This is a genomic window from Bradyrhizobium sp. 132 (assembly GCF_023074185.1).
Classification (GTDB): Bacteria; Pseudomonadota; Alphaproteobacteria; order Rhizobiales; family Xanthobacteraceae; genus Bradyrhizobium.
On the sequence record NZ_JADPKY010000030.1, the window covers coordinates 47,172 to 59,288 of the forward strand.

At 65.9% G+C, this 12,117-nt stretch carries 8 protein-coding genes; 2 read left to right on the forward strand and 6 right to left on the reverse strand.

Annotated features, from left to right (window positions below):
* Positions 1-47 precede the first annotated feature (47 nt).
* Positions 48-1,016, forward strand: a complete 969-nt coding sequence (locus IVA74_RS04445) for an NAD regulator (RefSeq protein WP_247340255.1) — start codon at positions 48-50, stop codon at positions 1,014-1,016.
* Positions 1,017-1,065: 49 nt separating this feature from the next.
* The gene (locus tag IVA74_RS04450) at positions 1,066-3,768 is read left to right on the forward strand and encodes a DUF2339 domain-containing protein (protein WP_247340256.1); all 2,703 of its coding nucleotides are present in this window, start codon (positions 1,066-1,068) and stop codon (positions 3,766-3,768) included.
* Between the two features lie 3 nt (positions 3,769-3,771).
* Here IVA74_RS04450 and IVA74_RS04455 read toward each other — a convergent pair whose 3' ends face one another.
* The 6 genes from IVA74_RS04455 to IVA74_RS04480 all read right to left on the reverse strand — a co-directional run bounded on the left by IVA74_RS04455 (position 3,772) and on the right by IVA74_RS04480 (position 12,114).
* Positions 3,772-5,460: a methyl-accepting chemotaxis protein gene (locus IVA74_RS04455; protein ID WP_247340261.1), complete on the reverse strand. Its 1,689-nt coding sequence runs from the start codon at positions 5,458-5,460 to the stop codon at positions 3,772-3,774.
* A 282-nt stretch (positions 5,461-5,742) separates the two neighbouring features.
* The gene (locus tag IVA74_RS04460) at positions 5,743-7,713 is read right to left on the reverse strand and encodes a HAMP domain-containing methyl-accepting chemotaxis protein (RefSeq protein ID WP_247340267.1); all 1,971 of its coding nucleotides are present in this window, start codon (positions 7,711-7,713) and stop codon (positions 5,743-5,745) included.
* 193 nt (positions 7,714-7,906) lie between these two features.
* A complete protein-coding gene (locus IVA74_RS04465; RefSeq protein ID WP_247340269.1) occupies positions 7,907-9,649 on the reverse strand; it encodes a HAMP domain-containing methyl-accepting chemotaxis protein in 1,743 nt (580 codons plus the stop codon).
* A 350-nt stretch (positions 9,650-9,999) separates the two neighbouring features.
* A complete protein-coding gene (locus IVA74_RS04470) occupies positions 10,000-10,251 on the reverse strand; it encodes a hypothetical protein (protein ID WP_247340271.1) in 252 nt (83 codons plus the stop codon).
* Between the two features lie 164 nt (positions 10,252-10,415).
* Entirely contained in the window at positions 10,416-11,015 is a 600-nt protein-coding gene (locus tag IVA74_RS04475) for a hypothetical protein (protein WP_247340273.1), read from the reverse strand.
* Between the two features lie 112 nt (positions 11,016-11,127).
* Positions 11,128-12,114: an MDR family oxidoreductase gene (locus tag IVA74_RS04480; RefSeq protein ID WP_247340277.1), complete on the reverse strand. Its 987-nt coding sequence runs from the start codon at positions 12,112-12,114 to the stop codon at positions 11,128-11,130.
* Positions 12,115-12,117 lie beyond the last annotated feature (3 nt).

Sequence of the window (12,117 nt, forward strand, 5' to 3'; positions counted from 1 at the left end):
GAGACCGGCTCAATCAACCTTCTCACAACACCGGCGATCGCCACCGCATGAGCGACAAGCTCCTGACGCCGATCGAGATCGGTCTGACTGCTGCGATCGTCGCGATCGAGGATCATGAACCGCTGATTCTCACCGCGCGCGGCAGCGACGGACTGGCCGGACTGCCGTTCGGCCCGTTCGATGCGCCGAGCCATCGCACTTTCGAGATCGGCCTGCGGGCCTGGGTCGAGCAACAGACGGGCCTGCGGCTCGGCTATGTCGAACAACTCTACACGTTTGGCGATCGCGGCCGGCATGCCGAGGCCGGCGATACCGGCGCGCACATGGTGTCGATCGGCTATCTCGCACTGACGCGCGCCGTCGGCGGTGAACTCGCAGCCACGAGTGCGAGCTTCGCGCCGTGGTATCGCTTCCTGCCCTGGGAAGACTGGCGCGAGGAGCCGCCGGCGATCATCGCGCGCGACATCATCCCGGCACTGACAACATGGGCCGAAGAGGAGACGCCGGAGACGACACGCGCGCTGCCGCGCCGGGATCGCGTACGGTTCTATTTCGGTCTCGACGGCGCGCCCTGGGACGAGGAGCGTGTGCTCGACCGCTACGAGCTCCTGTACGAGGCCGGACTGATCGAGGAGGCACGGCGCGACGGCCGCCCCGCGGCATTAGCGCGCAAGACGCTTCCCGTGCTCGGCACATCCATGCGCTTCGACCACCGCCGGATTCTTGCGACAGCGATCGCGCGGCTACGCGCAAAACTGAAGTATCGTCCTGTAGTCTTTGAACTTTTGCCCGCCGAGTTCACACTCACCGAATTGCAGCACACGGTGGAGGCGATCTCCGGCCGCCACCTGCACAAACAAAATTTCCGCCGCCTGGTCGAAATGGAAGCCCTGGTCGAACCGACCGGAGTGATGTCGACACAGACGGGCGGACGTCCGGCGGCGCTCTACCGCTTCCGTCGCGACGTGCTCCAGGAGCGGCCCGCGCCAGGCTTGCGCGTTCGCTCCCGGCGCTAACCCGAGAAATGCGTGATCGGCCCCTGCCCGCCGATTGCCTGGAGGCTTTATGTCAGACGGCCCGTTCGACGTCTTCGCGCTGATCATTGCGATCATCGCTTTCATAATCGCGATCAAGGCCTCCAGCCAGGCGGCCGGGCTGCGCCGCCGGCTGAGCTCGCTCGAAGAGAAGTTTTACGTACAGCGGCAAGTGCAGCCGCCGCCACTGATGCCGACGCCGCCGGTGCAGGCCGGGACGCCGGCAACAACTTCCGAAGCGCCGCCGCCGCTTGCGCCCGACGCCGAGGCGCCGCCCCCGCGCGTTACCCAGGACGTTTCACCGCCCCCACTCGAGGCGAGCACCGAAGCCGATGCGCCGCCGCCGCTGCCCGCGCCGGCGCCCGGCTTCGAGGAACGGCTCGGCACCCGCTGGGTGGTGTGGATCGGCGGCCTTGCGCTTGCGCTCGGCGGCTTCTTCATGGTGCGCTATTCGATCGAGGCCGGCCTGGTCGGCCCCGGCGTGCGCGTGTTCCTCGGCGGCGTGTTCGCGCTGGCGCTGCTTGGTGCCGGCGAGTGGTCGCGGCGCAAGGAGAGCATCTCCAACATCGCCGCGCTGCCGATCGCCAACATTCCCGCGATCCTCACCGCGGCCGGCACGGCGGTGGCATTTGCGACCATCTACGCGGCTTACGCGCTCTATGGCTTCCTGGTGCCCGCGACCGCTTTCGTGCTGCTCGGCCTTGTCGCGCTCGGCACGCTGGCCGCAGCGCTCTTGCACGGGCCCGCGCTCGCGGGCCTCGGCGTGGTCGGCGCGTTCGTGATGCCGATCCTCGTCTCGAGCGACAAGCCGGACTATTGGGCGCTCTACATCTATCTCGCCATCGTCACCGCCGCGAGCTTCGGTCTCGCGCGTATCCGGCTGTGGCGCTGGCTTGCAGTCACGACAATCGCCTTCGCCGTGCTCTGGATCTTCCCGGGTCTCGACACCAGCGACTTGCAGGTCGCGCCGCACGCTTTCCATGTGATCGCAGGCTTTGTCCTCGCGGCCCTGCTCGTCGTCTGCGGCTTCATGTTCGGCCCGACGATCGAGGACGGAGAGATCGAGCCGGTCTCGTCGAACTCGCTCGGCGCCTATCTGTTCGGCGCGATGCTGATCGTGTTGTCGAGCGCGCATGCGGATCTGGCGCTGATCGCCTTCACGCTGCTCGTCGGCGCGACGCTGCTCGTCGCCTGGCGCGCGCCGGCGGCTACGGGTGCGCTGGGCGCGGCCGCCGCGACCGTCTTCATCGTATTCGCCGAATGGGCGGTGCGCGCCAATCCCGACATGCTGGTGCTGCCGGGCGGCCCCCTGGCCGGCATCGCACCGACAGCGACCGACAGCGCGGTGACGCTGCATCTGGTGATGGCGGCGGTCTTCGCCGCCGGCTTCGGCATCGCGGGCTTCCTCGCGCAGGGACGCTCGAACTCGGCGATCATTCCGGTGGTGTGGTCGGCCGCGGCTGTCGCGACGCCGATCGCGATCCTGGTCGCGCTCTACGCACGCATCGCGCATCTCGACCGCTCGATCCCGTTCGCCATCCTCGCAGTGCTGCTCGCGGCCGCCTTTGGCGCAGCCACCGAAGCGCTAGCGCGCCGCGAGACCCGGCCGGGCGGCAAGATCTCCACGGCCTTGTTTGCGACCGGCACGCTCGGTGCGCTGGCGCTGGCGCTGACGTTTGCGCTGGAGAAGGGCTGGCTCACGATCGCGCTGGCGCTGATGTCGCTCGGCACCGCCTGGATCTCGATGCAGCGGCCTATCCCGTTCCTGCGCTGGCTGGCCGCGATCTTCGCTGGGCTGGTCACCGCACGCATCGGCTATGATCCCCGCATTGTCGGCGACGCCGTCGGGACCACGCCGATCTTCAACTGGCTGTTGTGGGGCTACGGCTTGCCGGCGGCATCGTTCTGGGCAGCGAGCCTGTTCCTGCGCCGCCGCGGCGACGACGGCCCGCTACGCATGGTCGAGAGCGCCGCGATCCTGTTCACCGCGCTGCTCGCCTTCATGGAGATCCGCCATTTTGCGACCGGCGGCAACATGACTTCAGCACCGTCGCTGCTCGAATGCGCGCTGCAGGTCTGCGTTGCGCTCGCCATGGCGATCGGGCTGGAGCGCCTGCGACTGCGCAGCCGCAGTATCGTGCACAATGTCGGCGCGGTCGTGCTCACGGCGATCGGCGGGCTCGTCAGCGTGTTTGGCCTGTTGATCCTGGAGAACCCGATGCTGTGGCGCACCGATGTCGGCGGCGCCCTGTTCAACCTGCTGCTGCTCGGCTACGCGCTGCCGGCGGTGCTGATGCTGCTGCTCTCCTATGCTGTGGTCGGCGAACGCGGCAAGACCTACGCCAACACGATCGCGGGCGGCGCGCTGCTGTTCGCGCTCACCTATGTCACGCTGGAGATCCGCCGCTTCTATCACGGCCCGATCCTTTCCACCGGGGCGACGACGGGCGCCGAGCAATACACCTATTCGATCGGCTGGCTCGGCTTCGGCGTGGTGCTGCTCGCCGTCGGTATTCTCGTCAATTCGGAGCGGGCGCGGCTGGCGTCGGCCGCCGTGATCGCGCTGACGATCCTGAAGGCCTTCGTCATCGACATGTCGACGCTGACGGGCGTCTACCGCGCGTTGTCGTTCATGTGCCTCGGCATCGTGCTGGTCGCGATCGGCTGGCTCTACCAGCGTATCCTGTTCCGGCGGCAGGTCGCACCGCCGCCGGCTCCGCAGACAAGCCCGTGAGGATCAGGCCGCGCGGACCGATTCCAGGAACTGCGCGACCTCGACCTTGAGCCGGGTGCTGTCGGTCGCCAGCGATTTCGCCGCCGACAGCACCTCGTTCGAGGCCTCGCCGGTCTCGATCGCACCGCGCTGCACGTCGGTGATGTTCGACGAGACCTCCTGCGTGCCGACCGAAGCCTGCTGCACGTTACGCGAGATTTCCTGCGTGGCCGCGCCCTGCTGCTCGACGGCGGCAGCGATGGCCGCGGCCACCTCGGACAGCCGCTCGATGGTGCCGCCGATCTCCTGGATGGCACTGACCGATTCCTGCGTCGCCGCCTGGATGCCGGAGACCTGCGCCCCGATCTCACCGGTTGCTTTCGCGGTCTGCTCGGCCAGCGCCTTGACTTCGGAGGCCACGACCGCGAAGCCGCGGCCAGCATCGCCGGCACGCGCGGCCTCGATGGTCGCGTTCAGCGCCAGCAAATTGGTCTGGCCCGCGATGGTGTTGATGAGCTCGACGACGTCCCCGATACGGGACGCCGCCTGCGACAGCGCGTTAACGCGGTCGTTGGTCCGCGTCGCCTGTTCGACGGCTTCCGCTGCCATCCGTGCCGAATCCTGCACGCGACGGCTGATCTCGGTGATGGAGGACGACAGCTCCTCCGAAGCGGATGCCACCGCCTGCACGTTGGTGGAGGCTTCCTCGGACGCGGCTGCGACGACGGTCGCCAGCTCCTGTCCGCGCTGCGCGGTGTTGGTCAGCGTCGACGCGGAGGCCTCGAGTTCGGTCGAGGCGGAGGAGACGGTGCCGACGACCTCGCCGATCATGGCTTCGAATTTGCGGGTGATGGCGTCGACGCGGCGGCCGCGCTCGATCTTGGCTTCGGCGTCGTGCGCGGCGGCCTCGTCGGCGGCCTTCTTGGCGATCAGCGCCTCCTTGAAGATCTGGAGCGCATCCGCCATCGAGCCGATCTCGGTCCGCTCGCCGCGATGCGGCACCTCGGCCGAAAGGTCGCCTTCGCCGAGCGACTGCATCGGGCGGATGATTGAAGCGATGCCACGGGAAACGTCGCGCACGAGATAATAGGCGGCGCCGATCGCGATCACGACCGAGAGCACGATGATGCCGACCAGCACGCGGAAGATCATGGCATAACTGTCGGCCGCCTGCTTCGTCTCCAGCTCGGCGCCCCGGTTGTTGAGCTCGATGCCCTTTTGGAGCAGCGGATCTGCAGCCTGGGCCATCTTCGCCACCTTGGTCTGCAACAACTCGTTGGCATCAGTCGGGAAATGGCCAACGCCCTTGCGCGACAGCGCCATCACGTCCTGCACGCCGATCAAATATTCGGCCCACGCCTTGGCCCACTGCCCGTAGAGCGAGCGCTCCTCCGCGGTGGTGATCAGCGGCTCGTAGACCTTGCGCGTCTGGTCGATGCGTGCCTGCAGCGAGGCGAGGCGCTTCTCGGCGGCGTCCTTGCCCTCAATGGTGTCCTGCATCAGATGCAAACGGAGCGCGACGCGCAGCTCGTTGATGTCGGCGCGAAGCGAGCCGAGCGCGCGCACGCCGGGCAGCCAGCTCTCCGCGATCTCGACCGTATGGGAATTGATGTTCTGCATGGTACCGATCGCCGTCACGCCGACACCGGCGAGCGAAAGAACCAGGACCGACAGCACGGCCAAAAGCTTGAAGACGATCGACAATTTCGACATCACGACAAATCCCGATGATACCTAGCAACGCGCAGATCACCTGCCGTAATCGCCACGACGGTGGCGAGACGGAGGTCAGTTCAACAATGCTGGCTGGTTCTTATCCCGTGAGATTGCTCCCATAGTTGCAAACAGCCGTTAACAGGAGCCTACGTAAAACTACGGGATGGGCCTAACCGTCACTATTTCTCCTGCAACTGTCTGTTGCAGCTGCAACGGCGCCTCATGCTGCGACGCGCAGCGCTACGCTTGCGTCGCAACATTCAACCGACGTGGCCGCCGTCATGCAGCCCGCACCGACTCCAGGAAGCGCGCGACCTCGCTCTTCAGCCGGTTGCTCTCCTGTGACAGCGATTGCGCGGCCGAATGCACCTGCGCCGAGGCAGCCCCGGTTTCGCCTGCGCCGCGCTGGACGTCGCCGATATTCGCCGAGACTTCGGAGGTGCCGTGCGCGGCGTGCTGAATGTTGCGGGAGATCTCCTGCGTGGCGGCGCCCTGCTCCTCGACCGCGGCGGCGATGGCCGACGAGATTTCCGACATCCGCGCGATGGTGTCGCCGATCTCCTTGATCGCACCGACTGAGTCTTGCGTCGCGGTCTGGATCGCACCGATGTGCTGGCTGATTTCGCCGGTGGCTTTCGCAGTCTGCTCGGCGAGCGCCTTCACCTCGGTTGCGACCACGGCAAAGCCCTTGCCGGCTTCGCCCGCCCGTGCCGCCTCGATCGTCGCGTTGAGCGCCAGCAGATTGGTCTGGCTGGCGATGGTGTTGATCAGCTCGACCACGTCGCCAATGCGGGAGGCGGCCTTGGTCAGCTCGGCGACGCGCCCATTGGTGCGCTGGGCCTGCTCGACGGCGACGTCGGCGACACGCGCCGATTCCTGCACCTGACGGCTGATCTCGGAGATCGAGGAGGTCATTTCCTCGCTCGCGGAAGACACCGACTGTACGTTGGCGGAAGCCTCTTCGGAGGCCGCCGCCACGACGGTGGCAAGCCCGTTGCCGCGCTCGGCGGCCTGCGTCAGCGTGTTCGAGGATGCCTCGAGCTCGGTTGCCGCCGACGACACGGTCTCGATGATCTCGCCGACCGCGCCCTCGAAATTGTCGGCGAGCTCCTGCATGTCGGCCTTGCGCTGCTGGCGACCGCGCACATCGGCTGCGACCTGCTCAGTGCGCAGCCGCTCGGCCTCCGCCATGTTGGTCCTGAACACCTCGACGGCACCAGCCATCTCACCGATCTCGTCCCTGCGCCCGATGCCGGGAACGGAAGTCGAAAGCTCGCCGCGCGCAAGCCGCGTCATCGCACCGACCATGCCGGCAAGCGCTTTCGAGATCGAGCGTCCCAGGAGGAAGCCGACCGCGGCGAGTACCACAACGGTGACCCCGAAGGCGACGGCCATCCACAGGCGTACGGAATCGCGGGTCGCAGCTTCCGCCGCCTCGGCCTGCTTATACAGGTCTTCGACTGTGTTGCGCACCTCGATCATACCCGGTTCTAACCCACGGAACGTCTTCATCATGCTGGCGTCGAGTGCCGCGGTTTTCTGCGCCGTCTCCGCCCAGGACGCGAACTCGGACTGATATTTCTGCAGCTCGGCCGTGACCTCGTTCATCGCCTCCGTAGGGATTGCGACGAGCTCTATCGCCTTGGAGAATTCGGCTGCAGCCTTCTTCATCTCGACGATGTATTTTGGGTCGCGCCGCAGCATGAAGTCCTTCTCGTGCCGGCGCATCATCAGCATCCAGCTCGTGGTCCGCGGATCGTCGATCTCCTTGAGCTTGGCCTCGATGTCGTGCACCGCGGCGCGGAGCGAGCCGGACAGGCCCAGGGTCTCATTCAGGCCGAGCCGGGTCTCGGCGCCGACCAGCGCATTGAAGTCCGACGCATAGCGCTTGAAGCCGCCCTGCGCTTCCTTCATCCTCTCGGAGAGCGTACTCATGCCGCCGGCCGCCATCAGCCGCTCGACCTCGTCGAAATCGCGGTTGATCGGGCCGATCAGCTCGGCATGCGCCTTGGCGTAGCTTTCGTTGCGGCGCTGCTGAAAGTTCTTCTCGTTGCGCCGCGCCTCCAGCATCTCGATCGAGAGCTGCTTGTTCAGATCGGCGATCGCACGAGCGCGGTTGGCGACGGCTCGGGAGGCGTCCTGGGAGAGGCTGCCGATCTGGTAGATTGCGCCGAAGGCGGCGAGATCGACCAGGCCGAAGAGTCCGATGGCCATGACCTTGTGAGTGAGACGGATGGAAAGGCCGCTCATGAGTGTGCTCCAATACGTCGATACGCAATACAAGGAGGGCGACTCAGCGCCCGGAATATTGCGGGGATCATGACCGCATCGGTTTTCCGCAAGGTTAACCCTGCGCGGTCTTCGTCACGGCACCGCAATGTGCCCCCGCGCAAACGCCGCGCTTGTACGCGCGGCGGTTGCAGTTCTCTCAGGACATGCCCCGTCAAGCTGCGCGGACGGTATCGAGGAACTTGCCGACCTCGAGCTTGAGCCGGTTGCTGTCGCCGGACAATGACTGTGCGGCTGCCAGCACCTGCGACGATGCCGAACCGGTCTCGCTCGCGCCGCGCTGCACGTCGGTGATGTTGGACGAGACTTGATGGGTGCCTTCCGCCGCCTGCTGCACGTTGCGGGAAATCTCCTGCGTCGCCGCGCCCTGCTCCTCGACGGCCGCCGCGATGGCCGAGGAAATCTCCGACAGCTTTTCGATGGTGTCGCTGATGTCCCTGATGGCGCCGACCGAATGCTCGGTCGCGGTCTGGATGCTGGCGATCTGCTGGCCGATCTCGCCGGTCGCCTTCGCGGTCTGCTCGGCCAGCGCCTTGACCTCGGAAGCGACCACGGCAAAGCCGCGGCCGGCCTCGCCAGCACGTGCCGCCTCGATGGTCGCATTGAGCGCCAGCAGGTTGGTCTGGCCGGCGATGGTGTTGATCAGCTCGACCACGTCGCCGATCCGCGTCGCGGCCTTGGACAGTTCGCTGACGCGCTCGGTCGTGGTGCGGGCCTGGCCGACCGCCTCGCTTGCCACACGCGCGGATTCCTGGACTTGCCGGCTGATCTCCGTAATCGAAGACGACAGCTCTTCCGTTGCCGACGCCACCGACTGCACGTTGGTCGAGGCTTCCTCCGAGGCTGCCGCAACCACGGTCGTGAGCCGTTGCGTGCGCTCGGCGGTCGAGGTCAGCGTCGTGGCGGACGCTTCGAGCTCGGTCGAGGCCGACGACACCGTTCCGACGATCTCGCCGACGGCGCCTTCGAAACTGTCGGCAAGCTTGCGCATCTCGGCCTTGCGCTGCTCGGCCGCCATCTGGTCCTGCCGCATCTTGGCTTCCGCTTCCTCGCGCGCTTTCTGCTCGGATACGGTCTTGAATTTTTCGACCGCGCCGGCAACGCCGCCGACCTCGTCCTTGCGGCCGAGGCCAGGTAGCACCACGGCAAAGTCGCCGCCGGCGAGCTTCTCCATCGCGGCAGTCAGGGCGCGCATGGGACGGGCAATGCTGAAGATCGAGAAAACGCAGGCGCCGATCAGGACGACCGCGACCACCACAGCGGCGATGAACGACGTCCGCGCAACGGACGCAGCCTCTGCTTCCGCCGCCGTGCGCGCCTCTGTACTTTTCTGCTTGGCGAAATTCGTGATCTGGTCGGCGAGTTCCGATATTTCCGCGTTGATCGGAGCCAGCACTTCCTTGCGGATCTGGTCGACCTCAGCAGTCAGCTTTGCCAATTGCGTCGCCGCTTCGCCGTCCTTCTTTGACTCAAGCGCGAGCTCCTGCTTGTGGATCCCCTCGATCTGCTGCGCGCCCTTCTGGAAATTGCCGATCAACACGGTCAGGCGGTCGATACGCTTGTGGTTCTCCGGCGATTGCGAGAGCCTTGCCATTTCACCGGAGAACTTCAGGGCCGCGGTCTGCCGGTCGTTGAAATAGCTGGTGGCCTTCTGCATCTCGGCCGGCGAGCCGGACGTCAGGATGTCGCGAATGCCGATCTGCATTCCCCGCACCGACGCCTTCGCCTCCGCGGCGTTTTGCGCGACCGCCTGCTGTCCCGATGCGCCATTGCTGAGCTTCTGGACCTCGGCGCCTCCGCTCATCTGGAGCAGGATCATCAGCGCGACGAGCGCGAGGGTCAGCGCCGAGGTGATGGCGAGCTTGGTGCCGATTCGCAGGTTCTGAATGAACATCATCGAAAAAATCCCCGGGATACGCATTGTCGCCGCGACGAAGCGCGTGAATAGCGTGGGAGACTAGTCTGCGAGCTTTCCATTAACGTTAAGCGGGAGGCGACACCGCTTGGGTAGAAATACTGAATATGCAGCTCCAATTGCAGGATTATCGCAACCATTCCGCGCAAGCGAAACATGCTTCGCGAATTTACGGAGGTCACGTGCGTTAACGTCGATCCCCTTGCGCGAGCGCGTCATCGCTGACGGAGCGGATTTCGCGTTCGGCTTGCATCTGCGCGCGATGCCGCCGTCAGGCGGCGCGCACGGTGTCGGGGACAACCGCCGCGATGGTCACCCGCTCGCCCCGCAGGTCAGTCGATGCGGTTGGGAAGCGGATGGCTCTCGCCGACGAGACTGATACGAAACACCGGCTTCTTGTTCTCGTCGAGCAGCTCCATGCGCCACTCGGCGTTCGGCTTCAGGCTGCGCGAGATGCCGCCGAGCAAATTGGCGCAGACCTCGGTCATCTCGGTCCAGGCCGCGGCACGATCCTCGAACTCGTATGGCTGGTCGGCAGCGCCGGAATAGCGGCCCGTGCTGATACGGAAGAAATACAGCGACATCTTCGAACCCTTTTATCGGGCCGCGCCCCCCGGCCGTACGCAAATTGGGGCGCGAACAGCTACCAACGCATAAAAGCCGCCGCCCGTATGACTACGGCGCGGCGGCTTCGTGTTCGACGGCAGCTCTCAACGACAAAGTGCGCGGACTGTCCCGCGCAGCAAACTCACTGGGTCGAGCGGCGCAGCTCCAGCGGGGCGTCGTTCTTGGCGGGCTCTGATTTGGCTTCCGGCTTCACCGGCTCGAGCCGGCTGCTCTCGACGCGCGGGGTCTCGATGCGCGCGGCGACTTCGGTGTTGGACGCACCGACCGAACCCGTGTGTTCCGAGGTGCGCAGCGAGCGCGGCCGCGCCGCGGCGCGCGCCATCAGCATTTGGTTGCCGCCCTGGTGATGGAAGTCGCAATAGGCGAAGCCCATCCCCGACACCGAGCCGCGGAAACTGCGATCGTCGGTCTTTTCAAGGTTGAAACAGGGCTCGAACGGAATGCCCTTGATCGAGGCGCAGACGTTCTGGCCGCGGATCTGAAGCGTGTTGCCGGGCAGGCGGAGATGCTTCACCGGACCTGCGCCCGAGAACTGCACGGCGCCGGCGGCGCCGAGGTCGTCCAGGATGCGGCCTGCGCCGCGGGTGCCGTCAAAACAGGTGAACGCAAACACCTTGCCGGCGACGAAGCGGCGCGCCTCGTCGGCATTCATGCCACCGGCAATGGCCGGCGCAAACGTCACGGCCGCCGTGACAGCCCCCAACACAATACGCGCAAGCATGCTCAACTCCGAACCAACCCCGCAGCGGGCTATGCCTTGTCCCTTTACCTGCTGCTTACCATACTAACCATGGCGACATTGAAGCAGCTTGGTTGGTAAAGTCTGAACGTCGTTAGACAATTTTTACCACGATGCGACCGCGGACCTGGCCGGCCAGGATTTTCGCGCCCCACTCGGAAACTTCGGAAAGCGGAATTTCGTGAGTGATTTCAGCTAGTTTTGTCCGATCCAGATCGGACGCCAGGCGTTGCCAGGCGGCTTTCCGCGGCTCCATCGGGCACATCACGGAATCGATGCCGAGAAGGCACACCCCGCGCAAAATGAAGGGTGCGACAGAAGACGGCAGGTCCATGCCGGCAGCCAGGCCGCACGCCGCAATCGCGCCGCCGTACTTCGTCATCGACAGCAGATTCGCGAGCGTGGTCGAGCCGACACTGTCGACGCCACCAGCCCAGCGTTCCTTGCCAATGGGCTTGGCCGCTGCCGACAATTCGTTGCGGTCGATCACCTCAGTTGCGCCGATCTCCTTCAGATAGTCGGCTTCGGACGCACGGCCGGTGGACGCGATGACGTGATAACCGAGCTTCGAGAGCACGGCGGTCGCAACCGAGCCGACGCCGCCGGCCGCGCCCGTCACCACGACCGGACCACTCTTCGGCGACAGCCCGTGCTTCTCCAGCGCCAGCACGGACAGCATCGCGGTGAAGCCGGCGGTGCCGATCGCCATGGCGTCGCGCGCCGACAGGCCCTGCGGCAAGGCGACCAGCCAGTCGCCCTTCACCCGCGCCTTCTCGGCATAGGCGCCGAGATGGGTCTCGCCCATGCCCCAGCCGGTACAGACGACCTTGTCGCCCGCCTTCCACTGCGGATGCGAGGACTGCTCGACCGTGCCGGCGAAATCGATGCCGGCGATCATCGGGAAGCGGCGCACCACCGGCGCCTTGCCGGTGAGCGCGAGGCCGTCCTTGTAGTTCAGCGTCGACCATTCCACGCGAACGGTGACGTCGCCCTCCATCAGCTCTGCTTCGTCGAACTGCGTGAGCTGCGCGGTGGTGCCCTTGTCCGCCTTGTCGATCCGGATCGCCTTGAAATTGGCCATAGC

Bases quoted from the DNA above. Each gene is read 5' to 3' on its own strand.
- IVA74_RS04475 (WP_247340273.1), bottom strand. From the start codon at position 11,015: ATGCTTGCGCGTATTGTGTTGGGGGCTGTCACGGCGGCCGTGACGTTT.
- IVA74_RS04470 (WP_247340271.1), bottom strand. From the start codon at position 10,251: ATGTCGCTGTATTTCTTCCGTATCAGCACGGGCCGCTATTCCGGCGCT.
- IVA74_RS04480 (WP_247340277.1), bottom strand. From the start codon at position 12,114: ATGGCCAATTTCAAGGCGATCCGGATCGACAAGGCGGACAAGGGCACC.
- IVA74_RS04450 (WP_247340256.1), top strand. From the start codon at position 1,066: ATGTCAGACGGCCCGTTCGACGTCTTCGCGCTGATCATTGCGATCATC.
- IVA74_RS04465 (WP_247340269.1), bottom strand. From the start codon at position 9,649: ATGATGTTCATTCAGAACCTGCGAATCGGCACCAAGCTCGCCATCACC.
- IVA74_RS04460 (WP_247340267.1), bottom strand. From the start codon at position 7,713: ATGAGCGGCCTTTCCATCCGTCTCACTCACAAGGTCATGGCCATCGGA.
- IVA74_RS04455 (WP_247340261.1), bottom strand. From the start codon at position 5,460: ATGTCGAAATTGTCGATCGTCTTCAAGCTTTTGGCCGTGCTGTCGGTC.
- IVA74_RS04445 (WP_247340255.1), top strand. From the start codon at position 48: ATGAGCGACAAGCTCCTGACGCCGATCGAGATCGGTCTGACTGCTGCG.